This is a genomic window from Amycolatopsis sp. CA-128772 (genome assembly GCF_002904295.1).
Lineage (GTDB): Bacteria > Actinomycetota > Actinomycetes > Mycobacteriales > Pseudonocardiaceae > Amycolatopsis.
In genome coordinates, this window is sequence record NZ_PPHG01000068.1 from 40,378 (window position 1) to 56,497 (window position 16,120).

At 70.5% G+C, this 16,120-nt stretch carries 14 protein-coding genes; 9 read left to right on the forward strand and 5 right to left on the reverse strand.

Annotation, left to right across the window (positions count from 1 at the left end; all coding sequences use genetic code 11):
* Positions 1-5: 5 nt before the first annotated feature.
* Together C2L59_RS23885 and C2L59_RS23890 are read right to left on the reverse strand one after the other, a co-directional pair.
* Positions 6-623 (reverse strand): hypothetical protein, encoded by a 618-nt coding sequence (locus C2L59_RS23885; RefSeq protein ID WP_103351745.1) that lies wholly within the window; start codon positions 621-623, stop codon positions 6-8.
* The gene (locus tag C2L59_RS23890; protein ID WP_103351746.1) at positions 623-1,411 is read right to left on the reverse strand and encodes a sporulation protein; all 789 of its coding nucleotides are present in this window, start codon (positions 1,409-1,411) and stop codon (positions 623-625) included. The genes C2L59_RS23885 and C2L59_RS23890 overlap by 1 nt, the downstream gene beginning before the upstream one ends.
* Positions 1,412-1,468: 57 nt before the next feature.
* On the opposite strand from C2L59_RS23890, the gene C2L59_RS23895 reads away from it, so the two are divergent.
* From C2L59_RS23895 to C2L59_RS48190, 3 genes are all read left to right on the forward strand, one after another.
* A complete protein-coding gene (locus C2L59_RS23895) occupies positions 1,469-1,711 on the forward strand; it encodes a DUF3039 domain-containing protein (protein ID WP_034284335.1) in 243 nt (80 codons plus the stop codon).
* A 164-nt stretch (positions 1,712-1,875) separates the two neighbouring features.
* Positions 1,876-2,712, forward strand: coding sequence for a hypothetical protein (locus C2L59_RS23900; protein WP_199199222.1), 837 nt, complete (start codon positions 1,876-1,878; stop codon positions 2,710-2,712).
* A gap of 12 nt (positions 2,713-2,724) precedes the next feature.
* Entirely contained in the window at positions 2,725-2,967 is a 243-nt protein-coding gene (locus tag C2L59_RS48190) for a hypothetical protein (protein WP_199199225.1), read from the forward strand.
* Between the two features lie 52 nt (positions 2,968-3,019).
* Here the strand turns inward: C2L59_RS48190 and C2L59_RS23905 are convergent, their stop codons facing one another.
* Both C2L59_RS23905 and C2L59_RS23910 read right to left on the reverse strand, forming a co-directional pair.
* Positions 3,020-6,160: an efflux RND transporter permease subunit gene (locus C2L59_RS23905; RefSeq protein ID WP_103351747.1), complete on the reverse strand. Its 3,141-nt coding sequence runs from the start codon at positions 6,158-6,160 to the stop codon at positions 3,020-3,022.
* A gap of 88 nt (positions 6,161-6,248) precedes the next feature.
* Positions 6,249-7,400, reverse strand: coding sequence for a YihY/virulence factor BrkB family protein (locus tag C2L59_RS23910; protein WP_103351758.1), 1,152 nt, complete (start codon positions 7,398-7,400; stop codon positions 6,249-6,251).
* Between the two features lie 225 nt (positions 7,401-7,625).
* Between C2L59_RS23910 and C2L59_RS23915 the strand changes: the two genes are divergently transcribed.
* The 5 genes from C2L59_RS23915 to C2L59_RS23935 all read left to right on the forward strand — a co-directional run bounded on the left by C2L59_RS23915 (position 7,626) and on the right by C2L59_RS23935 (position 14,726).
* Positions 7,626-9,362, forward strand: a complete 1,737-nt coding sequence (locus tag C2L59_RS23915; protein ID WP_103351748.1) for a DEAD/DEAH box helicase — start codon at positions 7,626-7,628, stop codon at positions 9,360-9,362.
* A 552-nt stretch (positions 9,363-9,914) separates the two neighbouring features.
* Positions 9,915-11,054 (forward strand): sugar ABC transporter substrate-binding protein, encoded by a 1,140-nt coding sequence (locus tag C2L59_RS23920; protein ID WP_103351749.1) that lies wholly within the window; start codon positions 9,915-9,917, stop codon positions 11,052-11,054.
* Between the two features lie 218 nt (positions 11,055-11,272).
* The gene (locus tag C2L59_RS23925; RefSeq protein ID WP_103351750.1) at positions 11,273-12,046 is read left to right on the forward strand and encodes an ATP-binding cassette domain-containing protein; all 774 of its coding nucleotides are present in this window, start codon (positions 11,273-11,275) and stop codon (positions 12,044-12,046) included.
* Positions 12,047-12,066: 20 nt separating this feature from the next.
* Complete coding sequence (locus C2L59_RS23930) at positions 12,067-13,533, forward strand: sugar ABC transporter permease (RefSeq protein ID WP_103351751.1); 1,467 nt, start codon at positions 12,067-12,069, stop codon at positions 13,531-13,533.
* An 11-nt stretch (positions 13,534-13,544) separates the two neighbouring features.
* Positions 13,545-14,726, forward strand: a complete 1,182-nt coding sequence (locus tag C2L59_RS23935; protein WP_103351752.1) for an ROK family transcriptional regulator — start codon at positions 13,545-13,547, stop codon at positions 14,724-14,726.
* A 130-nt stretch (positions 14,727-14,856) separates the two neighbouring features.
* On the opposite strand, the gene C2L59_RS23940 is transcribed toward C2L59_RS23935, so the two are convergent.
* On the reverse strand, positions 14,857-15,036 hold the full coding sequence (locus tag C2L59_RS23940) for a hypothetical protein (protein ID WP_086674396.1): 180 nt from the start codon (positions 15,034-15,036) through the stop codon (positions 14,857-14,859).
* Between the two features lie 341 nt (positions 15,037-15,377).
* Between C2L59_RS23940 and C2L59_RS23945 the strand changes: the two genes are divergently transcribed.
* A partial coding sequence (locus C2L59_RS23945; protein ID WP_103351753.1) for a DMT family transporter occupies positions 15,378-16,120 on the forward strand: 743 nt, incomplete at its 3' end.

A 16,120-nucleotide genomic window follows, 5' to 3' on the forward strand; every position in this document is an offset into this window, starting at 1 on the left:
GACCATCATCGGTGATCGCCCCGCGCCCGGCGCCAGTGGGTCAGCTCGGCGGTGAGGTTCTCCGCGGCGGCGCTCGCCCAGCGTGTCCGCGCGGCTTCGCTGCGGTAGAGCTCGCGCGCGAGCATGCGTTCCAGGACTTCGATGCGGCCTTCGCGCCAGACGTCGTCGGGGTACTTCGCGTACTCCTCGCGCACTCCGCGGGCGTACGCCGCGTACCGCTCTTCGGACGCGCCGAGGACGGCGAGGTCGGCGTCGAGCAGGGCGGTGGCCAAGAGGTCGTCCGGCGGTGCGTCGTGCTTGATCGTGGCGAGGATCAGGCCCTCGACGCGCTCGACGTGCGCTTCGGAGACTCCTGACAGGGCTTCGCGGGCCCAGGCGGCGCTGGCGCGTTCGTCTTCGCCGGGCTTCGCGTCGTACACGACGTCGTGGGTCCAAGCCGCGACGGCGACGATCGCGCGATCGGTGTCGCCGAGGCCGCCGGCCAGCCAGGCCGAGTCACGCGCGACGGCGGCCGCGTGGGTGAGCGTGTGGTAGCGGCGGTGGGGCTCGGCGTACCGGGCCTGCAGCCGCGGCCACGCAGCGGACGTGCCGTTCAGCGCGGCGACGGCGTCGGGCCACTCCATCAGTCGAAGATCCCGCGCGGCCGGGCGAGGAGGTCGAGCCACCCTTCGAGCTGCTTCTCCCAGTCAAAGTCCGGCTTCATCGTGAACATTCCGAGGAAGTCCTGGCCGCGGCCGCCGAACCCGCCGGTCTTGCTGACCCGGACCCGCTTGGTGACCTCCAGTACGACGTCGGTGCGCTCGGCCGACGTCAGGAAGGTGACCGCGACCTGGGAGAAGGCGCTCGCGAAGCGCGGCGAAGGCGCGAAGCGGATCTCCTGGAAGAACGGCAGCTGCTGGCGGGCGCCGTCGACCCGGCCCTGCTCGAGGACCGCCTCGCGGAAGGTGAAGCCGAGCCGGCTCAGCGCGTCGAGGATGCGCTTCTGCGCGGGGAGCGGCTCGACCGCGACGGCGTCGGCGTCGAACGGGTCGCTGACCGCGGCGGCCAGGTCGAGCTCGGCCCGGACGCCGACCGCCATCCCGGTCAGCGGCTTGGCGTAGACGCTGGTCACCGGCGTCTCCCAGGGCAGCGGCACCTCGAACGGGACGCGCACCTGCTGCCCGGCCCGGATGACCTCGGCACCCACCAGGTGCTGGGTGCCGAACGGGAGGTCTTCGGTCTTCTCGCCGCCGGGCACCTGGACGCGGGCCAGCAGCGTCACCGCGAGCCCGTTGATCTCCTGGTCGACCTCGCCGCCGAGGAGCAGCACCTCGCCGTGCAGCGGGCGGCCGGGGACGGCGGTGCGGTCGAGCAGGCGGGCGTCGATCCGCGCCCCGCCCGAGCCGAACGTCGCGAGCACCTTCTGGAACATGCCGGGGATCCTGCCAGGCCGGGGACCCTTCGCGCGGGTCTCGGGCACAATGGCCGGGTGAGCACCGAGACGCTGACGAAGCCGGAGACCACGCCCGAGGGCACGGACACCACCGACGACGACACCCCGAAGATGTTCCACTACGTGAAGAAGAACAAGATCGCCGAGAGCGCGGTCATGGGCACTCACGTGGTGGCGCTGTGCGGCGAGGTCTTCCCGGTGACGAAGTCGCCGAAGCCCGGGTCGCCGGTCTGCCCGGCCTGCAAGGAGATCTACGACAGTCTCCGCCCGGGCAAGTGAACCGGGCCTGAGCCCCGGCGGGGTGTCCCCGCCGGGGTTTCGACCTGTCCGGAATCGGACAAGTCGTCGAACAAACGTGAAAAACCTTCATTCGGCGGGTGTGCCGGGTGCGGGAGTCCTGGTACATCCTCCGGACCAGGTTCCCTCACCCACCGGAGTCGCACATGCGCAGAACCGGGATCGTGCTCACCCTCGTCGCCCTGCTGGCCGTGGTCTCGCCCGCGCTGGCGCAGGCCGTCACCGGCTGGACGGAGGTCGGCTCCGACAACGCCCGGGCCCTCGACGAGAGCCAGGGCCTCGCGACGATCGTGCGCCCGTCGGGCACGACGATCCGCTACACCGGGATCGGCACGATCCCGGCCGACCTGAACGCCCAGGGCTGGAACCACGTCGGCGACCCGGGTTCGGCCCAGGGCTGGTACGTCGAGCCCTACCAGCGTGACGACCGGGGCGCGAAGCTGTTCCGCGTCCAGGCCCCGGACGGCTCGTGGGCGAACTACAAGCACAACCTCGAGTCGTGGGAAGCGAACAACAACTCCTTCGCCGCGGTGTCGCCCGACGTGCGCTGGCTGGTGGCGGGGGAGTGGGGCACCATGGACCGGCTCCTGGTGCACCCGATGCCCGGCGTGGTGGCCAAGGACCCGGCGCAGAACCTGCCGTACGCGTCGGCGATCCGCCTCGACCACCCGGTCCGCGACGTCCAGGGCTGCGACTTCCAGACCGCGACCCGCCTGCTCTGCGCGTCCGACGACCCGGACGGCAGCCTCTTCGGCACGACGAAACCCCTGCTCCAGGTCGACCTGGCCGGCCCGCTGTCCGGCTCGGACGTCACCGCCCACGTCACCTCCCTGGGCCAGCTCCCCCTCCGCAGCGGCTGCTCGGGCGCGTTCGAGGTCGAAGGCATCGACTTCGACGAGCGGGACAACACGCTCCGCGTGGTGGTCATGGCCCCGAGCATCTGCATCCTCTGGGACAGCAGGACCTACCGCTTCCGCCAGTAACCCGTAACTCGCGTGATTGAAGCCGTAACTCACGTGATTGGGGCCGTAACCGGCGAGTTACGGCCCCAATCACGCGAGTTCCGGCTCAGATCACGCGAGTTCCGGGTTCAGGTTCCGCTCCGCAGCGGCTGCTCGGGCTCGTTCGAGGTCGAAGGCATCGACTTCGACGAGCGGGACAACACGCTCCGCGTGGTGGTCATGGCCCCGAGCATCTGCATCCTCTGGGACAGCAAGACCTACCGCTTCAGGCCGTGAACGCCGAAGGCCCGGCACTTTCACGTGAAAGTGCCGGGCCTTCGTGGGTGACTCAGGCGGTCGGGGCGGGGTCCAGGGACTCCGACTCCGGTGCCTTCGCCGGTGTCCGTCTGGCCTCGCGACGGACGCGGCGGCGTTCCTTGCGGGTCTCGACCATCGTGTAGAGGGTCGGGACCAGGACCAGGGTCAGCAGGGTCGAGCTGACCAGGCCGCCGATCACCACGATCGCCAGGGGCTGGCCGATGAACCCGCCCTGGCCGGTGATGCCCAGCGCCATCGGGACCAGGGCGAAGATGGTCGCCGCCGCGGTCATCAGGATCGGCCGCAGCCGGCGCCGGCCGCCTTCGGTGACAGCGTCGGCGACGCTCATCCCCTCCGCGCGGTACTGGTTGATCAGGTCGATCAGCACGATCGCGTTGGTCACCACGATGCCGACCAGCATCAGCATGCCGATCAGGGACGGCAGGCCGAGCGCGGTGCCGGTGGCCAGCAGCAGCCCGATCGCGCCGGTCGCCGCGAACGGGATCGACACGAGCAGGATCAGCGGCTGGATCAGGCTCCGGAACGTCGCCACCATGATCAGGAACACGATCGCGATGGCCGCGAGCAGCGCCAGGAACAGGTTCGAGAACGCCTCCTGCTGGTCCTGGCTCACCCCGCCGAGCGAGTACGCCGCCCCGCCGGTGAACGCCACACCGTCCAGTTTGGACTTGATGTCCGCCGTGGTCTTGGTCAGGTCGTCACCGGTGTTCTTCGCCGTCACCGTGGTGCTCAGGTCGCCGCCGGTGCGCCGCACCGACGCCGGTCCATCCACAGTGGACACCTTGGCCACCTCGTCGAGCCGGACGACGCCGCCCGGGCCTGGGATCGGCAACCCGCGAACCTGGTCGACCGTGACCGGAGCCGTTCCGGCCCGCAACACGATGTCCGTGCGCTGCCCGCCGACCGGCAGCTGCGTCACCGTGCGCCCGGCGATCGCCTGGTTGGCGATCTGCCCGATGGTGCTGGCGGACAGCCCGCGCGCGGCGGCCGCGGCGTCGTCCACCTCGACCTGCACCCGCGGCGAACCGACGGCCAGGTCGCTCGACACCTCGGTCAGCCCGGACACCCCGCGCAGCGCCTGCACCACCTGGTCGGACGCCGGCTTCAGCGCGGCCTCCGACGGCGCGGTCACCGTCACCGAGACCTGGTCGGAGTTGAACCCGGACGCGTCCGCGCCGATCTTGATCTCGCCCAGCTCGGGCCGCGAGGTCAGCTTGGACCGCAGCCGGTCCGAGAGCGCGTCGAGGTCGGTGCCCTTGGCGACGGTGACGGAGATGCTCGTGTTGGTCCCGCCGCCGAAGCCGAAGGCGCCACCCCCGCCGATGCTGACCTGGTACGTCTGCACCGCGGACTCGGCCGCCAGGGCCTGCTCGACGGTCGTGGCCGCCTTCTCCTTCGCCTCGACGCTGGTGCCGGCGGGCAGCTTCTGCGTCATGTTGAGCGTGGTGCCGCCGGACTGGTCCAGGAAGTTCGTGTTCAGCCGCGTCGCCAGCCCGACCGTGCCGGCGAAGATCAGCAGGGCGAGCAGCACGACGGTCAGCCGCCGCCGCGTCGCGAACCGGATCACCGGCAGGTAGGCGCGCTGCAGGATGCTGCGACGCTCCTTCTCGACGGCCGCTTCGCGCGCCCGCTCGGCCTCGACGGCGTCCGCCGGGACGGCCGGCTGCTTCAGGAACCAGTACGCCAGCACGGGAACCACGGTCAGCGACACGAGCAGCGACGCCAGCAGCGCCACCGTCACCGTGATCGCGAAGGGCGAGAACAGCTCGCCGACGAAGCCGCCGACGAACGCGATCGGCAGGAACACCGCGACGGTCGTCAACGTGGACGAAGTGACCGCGCCGGCCACCTCGCGGACGCCGTCGAGCACCGCGCGTTCCTTTTCCTCGCCGTACGCGAGGTGCCGCTTGATGTTCTCCAGCACGACGATCGAGTCGTCGACCACCCGGCCGATCGCGATGGTCAGCGCGCCGAGGGTGAGCAGGTTGAGCGACAGGTCGCCGGTCCACAGCGCGATCAGCGCGACCACCACCGACAGCGGGATCGACACCGCGGTCACCAGCGTCGAGCGCACCGACAGCAGGAACAGCAGGATGACGATGACCGCGAACGCCAGCCCCAGCAGGCCCTCGGTGGTCAGGCCGCTGATCGCGTCCTTCACCGGGGTGCCCTGGTCGAACACGACGCTCATCTCGGCGCCGGTCTTCTTCGCCAGGTCCGGCAGCTTGCCGCGGACGGCGTCGGAGATCGCGACCGCGTTCCCGTTCTCCACCATGGTGACCGAGAGGCCGAGGCTCGGCTTGCCGTTGGTGCGCGTGATCGACGTCGGCGGCGCGAACCCGGACTGGACGTCGGCGACGTCACCCAGCTTGACCGGACCCCGCGCCGGGGTGGCGGTGCGGCCGGCGGCGCTCGGCGTCAGGTACAGGTTGCGCAGCGTGTCCACAGTGGTCTGTCCGCCGCCGACCTGCACCGACAGCGTCTTGCCGTTTTCGGTCAGCGTCCCGGCCGGCACCGCGGCGCCCGCGGTCTGCAGCGTGCTCGCGACCGAGGCCGGGTCCACGCCCGCGGCGGCCAGCTTCGCGTAGTCGAGCGCGATGGTCACCCGGGGCTGCTGCACGCCGGTGACGGTCACCGTGCGGACGCCGTCGATCTTCCGCAGCTCCGGCGCGACCTGGTCGGTCAGCGCGGGCGCGAGCGCCTGCGGGTCCCCGGTGGTGCCCGCGGCGATGAGCACCACCGGCAGGTCGTCGGTGCTGCCCGCGGACACGGCGGGCTCGGAGTTCTGCGGCAGCCGCGGCCGGACCTGGTTGACCACCTGCTGGATCTGCGAGACGGCGGCGTCGATGTCCGTGCCGAACTCGAACTGCGCGACGACCCGCGAGACGCCGTCCGACGACGTCGACGTGACCTGCTCGAGGCCCTTCAGCCCCTGGAGCCCGCCTTCGAGCGGCTCGGAGACCTGCCGGTCGACCGCGTCCGGCGACGCCCCCGGGTACGCGGTGACGATCTGGGCCTGCGGGAACTGCAGGGACGGGAAGAGCTGCTGTTTGAGCTGCGGCAGCGCGAAGGCGCCGAAGCCGACGACCACCAGCGCGAGCAGGCCGATCAGGCTCCGGTTGCGCAGGCTCAGTCTGGCCAGCACGGACATGACGTGAAAACCCCCTCGGGAATGACGCGGCGACCGACGCCTGCGTCAGTGACGGGGGAAGCGTGCCATGCCCGACCTGAGGAGCGACTCAGTCTGAGGGTGGATTCCGGGTCGTACCTTCGGAGGACCCGCGACCCGGGGCAGCGCTGGGTGCCGGCTCCGGCGCGCTCGGTGACGACGTGTCCTCTTCGGACGGCTCGGGCCCGGCGCCGTTGGCGGCGGCCTCTTCGGCGTGCGGGCGCCGCAGCGGCGTGGTCGAGCGGTCCCACAGCTTGCGGCCCTCTTCCGAACGCAGCCGCTCCGACGCGCGTTCCATCTCCAGCCGCCGCCACTTGCGCCGCTGCCGCCGCGTCGCCTTGGCCGGCCACAGTTCCTGGATGGCGCTGTTGAAGTACGCGCCGCCGACGACGGCCAGGCCGATGAAGAACATCAGCAGCAGGAAGGCGATCGGCGCGGCCAGCGCGCCGTAGGTGTAGCCGGTCTTGGTGATCCAGTTCAGGTAGACGCGCAGGCCGACCGAGGACAGCAGGAACACGACCATGGCGAGCACCGCGCCGGGCAGCCCGCGGTGCCACGGCAGCTTCCGCGGCAGCGCGAGCTTGTACAACGTGGTCAGCGCGAGGGTGATCATCGCGCCGAGCGCCGGGAAGTACAGCGCGCTCACCCACGACGTCACGGTCGGGCGCCAGGCGGCCGGGAAGAACTCCGGCAGCAGGTCCGGGCCGATCGCCAGCAGCGGCAGCCCGACCACCAGGATGACCAGGCCGCACAGGTAGAGCAGCAGCGCGAAGATCCGCTGCCAGACGTCGTTGCGGACGCCGTACTGGTCGTGCGCGACGGTGATCGCGTCCACGAACGACGACATCGCCGACGAACCGGCCCACAGCGAGATGAGGAAGCCGACCGAGACGATCTCGCCCTTGCCGACGGTGAGGATGCTGTTGACGGTCGGTTCGATGATGTCGTGGACCGCGTTCTGGCTGAAGACCGTCCGGCAGAAGCCGATGATCCGGTCGTGCACCGCGGTGACCACGTCCTGGCCGAACCACTCGCCGACGAAGCCCAGGCTGCCGAGCAGGCCGAGCAGCAGCGGCGGCAGCGACAGCGTCTGCCAGAAGGCCGCCTCGGCGGCCTCGGAGAAGACGTTGCCTTCCCAAGCCTTGGCGAAGGTGCGCGTGACGAGCCGCCACGGCCCCTTGCGGGCCACCTTCGTCGCTGCGGACGGCTGCACCTCACCCATGACGTGTCCCAGCATGGTCCATCCGTGCTGATTTGGCTCGTCACACCCCCTGCGGCCGGGCGTGTCGGCGGACATCACCCGTGCCGGTGCCCGGAACTGTCGGACCCGGCCGGTAGACTCGGTCCAGTGCCCTCACCGCAGTCGCCGGCCGATCAATGCAGCAGAAGTCGGTACCACAGTGAGGGTTTTCGCACGTCAAAGGCATGAGCGAGGGGGAGGACCGGCATGACGGAGACGCAGCTCGGGGCGCCTCCCGCGGAGAAGGACTCGACCGCGCGCCCGCTGCGGGCGTGGCAGCGGCGGGCGCTCACCAAGTACCTGACGCAGAAGCCGAAGGACTTCCTCGCGGTGGCGACGCCCGGCGCCGGCAAGACGGTGTTCGGCCTGCGGATCGCCGCGGAGCTGCTCAGCGACCGCACGATCGAGGCGGTCACCATCGTCACGCCGACCGAGCACCTGAAGCACCAGTGGGCGGCCTCGGCCGCGGCGGCCGGCATCGCCATCGACTCGAACTTCCGCAACACCACCGGCGTCACCTCGTCCGACTACAACGGGGTCGCGCTGACGTACGCGCAGGTCGCGGCGCACCCGACGCTGCACCGGGTGCGCACGGAGAACCGCAAGACGCTGGTCATCCTCGACGAGATCCACCACGGCGGCGACGCGAAGTCCTGGGGTGACGCGATCCGCGAGGCGTTCACCCCGGCCGTGCGGCGCCTGTCGCTGACCGGGACGCCGTTCCGGTCGGATGATTCGGCCATCCCGTTCGTGACGTACGAGCCGGACTCGGGCGGCTTCCAGCGCAGCAAGGCCGACCACTCCTACGGCTACGCCGACGCGCTGGCCGACGGCGTGGTCCGGCCGGTCGTCTTCCTGGCGTATTCGGGCGAGGCGTCCTGGCGCACGAGCGCGGGCGAGGAGTTCACGGCCCGGCTCGGCGAGCCGCTGACGGCGGAGCAGAACGCCCGGGCGTGGCGCACGGCGCTGGACCCGTCGGGCGAGTGGATCCCGGCGGTGCTGCAGGCCGCCGACACGCGGCTGTCGCAGGTCCGCCAGAGCGTGCCGGACGCGGGCGGCCTGGTCATCGCGACGGACCAGGAGTCGGCGCGCGCGTACGCGAAGATCCTGGAACGCCTCTCGGGCGAGATGCCGACGCTGGTCCTCTCCGACGACCCGAAGGCCTCGGGCCGGATCAAGGAGTTCTCGGAGACGAACGAGCGCTGGATCGTGGCGGTCCGGATGGTCTCGGAGGGCGTCGACGTCCCGCGGCTGGCGGTGGGCGTGTATGCGACGAGCGCGTCGACGCCGTTGTTCTTCGCCCAGGCGATCGGCCGGTACGTGCGGGCGCGCAAGAAGGGCGAGACGGCGAGCGTGTTCCTGCCGTCCGTGCCGGTGCTGCTGGAGCTGGCCAGCGAGCTGGAGGCGCAGCGCGACCACGTGCTGGGCAAGCCGCACCGCGAGAAGGAGGGCTGGGAGGACGAGCTCCTGGCCCAGGCCAACCGCACCGAGGACGAGCCGGGCGAGGAGGAGAAGGCGTTCACCTCGCTGGGCGCCTCGGCCGAGCTCGACCAGGTCATCTACGACGGCAACTCGTTCGGCACGGCGGTGTTCTCGGGCTCGGACGAGGAGCAGGAGTACCTCGGCCTGCCGGGCCTGCTGGAGCCGGACCAGGTCCGGGCCCTGCTGCGGAAGCGGCAGGAAGAGCAGATCGCGGACGAGAAGCGCCGCAAGCCGGCCAAGGAGGAGGCGCCGCCGCCGGTGGCCCGGCCCCAGTCGGTGAGCGAGCGGCTCGGCGCGTTGCGCAAGGAGCTGAACGCGCTGGTGGGGATGTACCACCACCGGACGAAGAAGCCGCACGGCGCGATCCACAACGAGCTGCGGCGCGTGTGCGGCGGCCCGGTGACCGCGATGGCGACCGTCGAACAGCTGGAGGAACGGATCGTCACGCTGCGGTCCTGGTAGGGCTGCCCGCCTCCCGGACGGCGCCCGCTGTCGCCCGGGAGGCTGAAGTTCCGGTGATCACCGTCCGTTCCCAGGGCCGGTCGTCCTCGCCCGGCCGAGCTTGTGACGCTCTGTATTGCGCTGTCACCACCGGGCTGCCCGCCCGTCCCCCGTTCCGGGACCTTTCGGGCACGATGACGGCCGGAACCCGCAAGCCGGCGACCCATCACGGACGCGCGCCGTGGACTCGGCACGGGTTGCGCTCGGTGCACACCACCGGAGCAACCCGGTGCCCCGGTGAAACGTCGATGTAACTAAGGGTGAGTGCTGACGATCACATCGTCAGCGGATCTACTCTTTCCGGGCGAGGTTCAGCCCGTGTTGCCGAACCGTGTCCAATTGGTGTCATTTAATCGATCCAGCTATCTTCCCCGCAGCCGCTCAGCGGCATATGTTGTCGCCCACAACATATGCGCGACGGTGCGCCGGGCCTCCCCGGATCACCGCCACGCAGGCCCGACGCACACGCCGACGGCCGCTCGTCACCAATGCTTGGATCCGGAAGGAACGAGGATGCGCAGCAGAACCCTTACCCTCCTCGCCGCCACGGTGAGCACCGGCCTGGTGCTGACCGCTTGCGGTGCCAACAGTTCGAACAGCGGGGGCACGGGGAGCAGCTCCGCTTCCTCGTCCGCCCCGGCCGCCGGCGGCGGTGCCTCCGGCAAGGTCGGCGTCATCCTGCCGGAGACCGCCAGCTCGGCCCGCTGGGAAGCCTTCGACAAGCCGATGCTGCAGGCCGCCCTCTCGGCGCAGGGCTTCGAGGCCGACGTCCAGAACGCCCAGGGCGACGCCCAGAAGTTCTCGACCCTGGCCGACGGCTTCATCAGCTCGGGCGTCAAGGTCCTGATCATCGCCCCGTCCGACCCGGCCGTCGGTGCCGCCGTCGAGGCCAAGGCGAAGACCGCGGGCATCCCGGTCATCAACTACGACCGCCCGAGCCTCGGCGGCAGCGCCGAGTACTACGTCTCGTTCGACAACGAGAAGGTCGGCCAGCTCCAGGGCCAGGCCATGGCGGACGCGCTGAAGGACAAGGCCGGCGCGGGTGTCGTCCAGATCGAGGGCGCCCCGACCGACAACAACGCGACCCTGTTCACCAAGGGCCAGGACTCCGTCCTCGAGCCGCTGTTCTCGGCGGGCACCCTGAAGCGGATCCAGAAGCAGCCGATCAACGACTGGGACAACCAGCTCGGCGGCACGACGTTCGAGCAGATCTTCCAGGCCAACGGCGGCAAGGTCGACGGCGTCGTCGCGGCGAACGACGGCCTGGCCGGCGCGGTCATCACCATCCTCAAGAAGAACGGCCTGAACGGCAAGATCCCGGTCACCGGCCAGGACGCCACCGCCGACGGCCTGATGGCGGTCATGCGCGGCGAGCAGTACATGACCGTGTTCAAGCCGATCAAGGAAGAGGCCGAGGCGAGCGCGAAGCTGGCTGCCGCCCTGGCCAAGGGCGACAAGGCCGGGGCCGACGCCATCGCGACGGGCAAGCTGCACGACCCGAAGAACAACCGGGACATCAAGTCCGTGCTGCTGAACCCGACGACGATCCTGGCGAAGGACATCAAGACCGTCGTCACCCAGGGCTACGTGAAGGCGTCCGAGATCTGCGGTGGCGACCTCGCCGCCAAGTGCAGCTCGCTCGGCATCTCCTGAGCCGCCCGCAGTACCCATGAACAGCCGGGCCGGGACGCGCACCCCGACGGCGCGTCCCGGCCCGGTCCCCACCCCTCGCTTCAAGAATCGGCGGAGCCGATTGCGACGGAGGCGAAGCCACCCGACGCAGTCGGGTTCGGACCCACGGGGCGCAAGGCCCGTCGCACACCTGACCCGAGCGGCGGCACAGGGAAGAGAAATTCGGAGAAAGCCCATCCATGAGTGAGCCCATTCTCGAAATCAAGGGCCTGAACAAGAGCTTCGGCCCCGTCCACGTCCTCCACGACGTGGACTTCGACGTGCGTGCGGGGGAAGTGACCGCGCTGGTCGGCGACAACGGCGCCGGCAAGTCGACCCTCGTCAAGTGCATCGCCGGCATCCACCCGTACGACTCGGGGGCCGTGCGGTTCAACGGGCAGGACGCCCACATCCGCGGGCCGAAGGACGCGGCCGACCTCGGTATCGAGGTCGTCTACCAGGACCTCGCGCTCGCCGACAACCTCGACATCGTCCAGAACATGTTCCTCGGTCGCGAGCGCGGCAGCTCGTGGAAGCTGGACGAAGCGAGCATGGAGAAGGCGGCCCGCGAAACCCTGGCCTCCCTCTCGGTCCGCACGGTCAAGTCCGTGCGCACCCCCGTCTCCTCGCTGTCCGGTGGCCAGCGGCAGACCGTGGCCATCGCGAAGTCGGTGCTGTGGAACAGCAAGGTCGTCGTGCTCGACGAGCCGACCGCCGCGCTCGGTGTCGCGCAGACCCGGCAGGTGCTCGATCTGGTCCGCCGGCTCGCCGAGCAGGGCCTGGGCGTCGTGCTGATCAGCCACAACATGGCCGACGTGTTCGAGGTCGCCGACCGCATCGCCGTGCTCTACCTCGGCCGGCTCGTCGCCGAGGTGCACACGAAGGACGTCACCCACGGCCAGGTCGTGGAGCTCATCACCGCCGGTCGCTCCGGTGACCTCGGCCTGGCCCGGCCCGAAGCCGTGGTCCTGTGAGTGCGAAGAGAGAACCGGAAATGACTGAAACCCCTGCCAAGCACGAGGCGGCCACCCCGGCCTCGGAAGCCCTGGCGCACACCCAGAACCCCACCGCGGCGATCTCCGACTTCGGCATCGACACGACATCGATGTCAACCGGCGAAGCGGTCCGCGACTACTTCGCCCGCCTGCGGGCCGGCGAGCTCGGCGCGCTGCCGTCGCTGTTCGGCCTGCTCGTGCTCGTCATCCTGTTCACCGCGCTGTCGGACAACTTCCTCACCCTCGCGAACATCGCGAACGTCTTCCCGCAGGGCGCCGGCGTGATCATCATCGCGATGGGCATCGTCTTCGTGCTGCTCCTCGGCGAGATCGACCTGGCCGCCGGGGTGGCCTCCGGTGTCGCCGCGTCGGTGATGGCCCTGCACTACGTGCACGCCGGGAACCTGCTGGGCTCGATGGGCAACGGCGTGTTCATCACCTTCATCGCGGTCCTCGCGGTGGCCATGCTGCTGTCGGCCTACCAGCGGATCTGGGCCGGTTCCGCGCTGTCGCTGGTCGGCCTGCTGATCGTCGCGATCGGGGTCCCGGCCAACGCGTGGCTGGAGATCCTGCTCGCCATCTGCGTCGGCACCGCGATCGGCTGCATCACCGGCTTCCTCGTGTCGAAGATCGGCATGCCGTCCTTCGTCGTGACGCTGGCGCTGTTCATCGTGTGGCAGGGTGTCCTGCTGCAGTTCATCGGTGAGGGCGGCACGATCGGCATCACCAACTCCGACGTCCTGTACAAGATCGCCAACGGCAACCTGAGCGTCCTGGGCAGCTGGATCTTCTTCGTCGTCGCCGCCGGCGGCTTCGCCGTGGTGACGCTGCTCAGCCACTTCAAGCGGCTCCAGCGCGGCCTGGTCGTCCAGCCGACGTCGCTGGTGCTGATCAAGGTCGCCGCGCTCGTCGTCTTCTCGGCGCTGGGCACCTGGCTGCTGACCGTCGACCGCTCGCAGAACAAGGCGGTCGTCACCATCCAGGGCATCCCGTACGTCATCCCGCTGATGCTGGTGCTGCTGGTGGCCGGGACCTACGTGCTCAACCGCACCCGCTACGGCCGCTACGTCTACGCGGTCGGCGGCAACAAGGAAGCGGCCCGCCGCGCCGGTATCGACGTGCCGAAGATCCGCGCGAGCGTGTTCGTCATCGGCTCGGCGATCGCGGCGATCGGCGGCATCGTCGCCGCGTCGAAGGTCGGTTCGGTCAGCCCGCAGTCCGGTGGCCTGAACACGCTGCTGTTCTCGGTGGGCGCCGCGGTCATCGGCGGCACGTCGCTGTTCGGCGGCAAGGGCCGGGTGGCCGACGCCGTGGTCGGTGGTCTCGTGATCGCCGTCGTCATCAACGGGCTGGGCCTGCTCAAGCAGACCGCCGCGGTGGTGAACATCGTCACCGGTCTGGTCCTGCTGCTCGCCGCCACGGTGGACGCGCTGTCCCGGCGCCGAGCGGCTGCGTCGGCGCGCTGAACCAGCATGGGATGATAAAGCCCGTGACCAGCACACCCGTTGCACGACCGGACGAGGTGCGCCGGCACAACCGCACTACCTTGCTCCGCCTGCTGCACGTCAGCGGGCCGAGCACCCGGGCGACCCTGGCCGCCGAGCTGGGGCTCAACCGGAGCACGATCAAGACCCTCGTCGACGGGCTCGCCGAAGCCGGCGTCGTCGAGGAGAAGGTGCCGAGGCCGGGACGAGGGGCGGGCCGCCCCTCGCTCCTGGTCCTGCCCCAGCCCCACGCGGCGGTCGTGCTCGCGGTCGACCTGCAGGTCGAGCACGTCGCGATCGCGCTGGTCGGGCTGGGCGGGCAGATCCTGGGCCGCAACAGCTGGAACCTGCGCGGCCGGATGGGTCAGCCCGAGGAGGTCATCACCCACATCATCGAGTCGACGGCCATCTTGGCCGGCGACCTCGACGTGACCCCGGTGGCGGCCGGGGTGTCGGTGCCCGGCGTCGTCCGGCGCGCGGACGGGCACGTGCACGAGGCCCCGAACCTGCGCTGGACCGACGTGGCGCTGGGCGAGCGGCTCGGCGGGGTGCTGCAGATCCCGATCCTGGTCGGCAACGACGCGGAGTTCGGCGCGGTGGCCGAGCACCTGCGCGGGGCCGCCCGCGGGGCGTCCGACATCGTGTACATCTCGGCGGACGTCGGCGTCGGCGGCGGCGTCATCGCCGAAGGGGCGGCGCTGCGCGGCGGCTCGGGGTACGTCGGCGAGATCGGGCACATGGTGATCCGCCCGGACGGCCGGGCCTGCTACTGCGGCAGCAGCGGCTGCTGGGAGACCGAGGTCGGCGAAGCGGCGTTGTGCCGGGCGCTCGGGCTGGCCGAGGACACCGCGCGCGGGGCGATCCTGTTCGAACTGCGCGAGCTGGGCCGCGACCCCGAGGCGTCGATGACGCGGCTCGCGGAGTTCGCCGAGTGGCTGACGCTGGGGCTGATCAACGTCGTCAACCTGCTGGGGCCGCAGCTGGTGATCCTCGGCGACCTGCTGACGGTGCTGCCGGAGGCGGTCCTGCGGCACGTCGGCGCGGAGGTCCGGCGGCGGAGCCTGGTGAGCCGCGCGGTCGGCGGCACCCGGATCGTGAGCTCGGCACTGGGGGCCGACGGGCGACTGCTGGGTGCGGCCGAGGTGGCGTTCGAAGTCGTGCTGGATTCTGTCTGATTTTCTGTCTGCTTTCGTGTCCGTAATCACTGCGGTTCGCGGCCATAACGTGATATCGGACACGCAATCTGCAAGATGCAGAAAGGCGGCCGGTGCCTGTGCGCACCGGCCGCCTTTCGTTGTCCGGAGGTTACCGCTGGATGTCGGCGGACAGTTCCTTGAGCTTGGCCTCGTGCTCGCGGGCGTGGTGTCCGCAGAAGAGCAGTTCGCCACCTCCCGAGAGGATGGCTCGTACCTGAGCTGCTGCGCCGCACCGGTCACAGCGGTCGGCGGCGGTCAGTTCGGGGCGGGTGAGCGTCGGCGATGTCATGGGGGTCTCCCTCCGTCCCGGCACCGGTCGCCCGGTGCCATCGATCCAGCTACGCCCACTTCGGGACTGCTGCCGGTGGCGGCGATCGCCTCCGGCTCCGCGTGTTCGTGCTTCCACTGTTCCAGACGTTTCGCGGCTCGCAAGTGTTCCCGCGCCGGTGGGACCTGAGTCACGTCGATTTACCCCGGATGCCGTAACCGGATCCCGCATTCCAGGAGACGAATACCCGGAGAGTTACGTTTTCCGTGGTCAGGCACCATGGGGCTGTGAGTACGGTGACTTCGCCGCGACGGCTTTCCGCGGTACCCGCTCCGCTCTTGTTCGTTCTCAGCGGAATTTCGATGTACGCCGGCGCGGCGGTCGCGGTCGAGCTTTTCGGCCACGCGACGCCGTCGGGGGTGGCCTGGCTGCGCTGCCTGGGCGCGGCGGTGGTCCTGCTGGCCTGGCGCCGCCCAGGCCGCGCGGCCTGGCGGGGCAGGCGGCTGCTCCTGGCGATCGTGTTCGGCGTGGTGACGGCGGGCATGAACGTGCTGTTCTACGAGGCGATCGCGAGGCTCCCGCTGGGCACGGCGGTGGCGATGGAGTTCGCGGGCCCGGTGGTGGTGGCGGCCCTGGGCTCCCGCACCCTGCGGGACGTCCTGGCCCTCCTCCTGGTGGCGGCGGGCGTGGTGGCGATCGCGGACGTCCGCCTCGACGGCAGCTTCTGGGGAGTGGCGTTCGCCCTGGGCGCAGCGGCCGCTTGGGCGGGCTACATCCTGCTGGGCAAGCGAGTGGCGGTGGGCGGCGACGGCATCGACAGCCTGGCGATCGGCTTCGCGGCGGGGACGCTGGTGCTGTCGCCGCTGGCGTGGGGGACGGGACAGGTGTGGTCTTCGCCACGGTTGCTGCTGCTGGGGGTCGGGGTGGGGGTGCTGTCGACGGTGGTGCCGTACGCGCTGGACCAGGTGGTGCTGCGGCGGGTGGGCCAGGCCCGGTTCGCGACGCTGCTGGCGCTGCTGCCGGTGACGGCGGGGGTGATGGGGTTCGTCCTGCTCGGCCAGGTGCCGGGGGTGGTGGAGGCGGTCGGGACGCTTGCGGTGGTGGC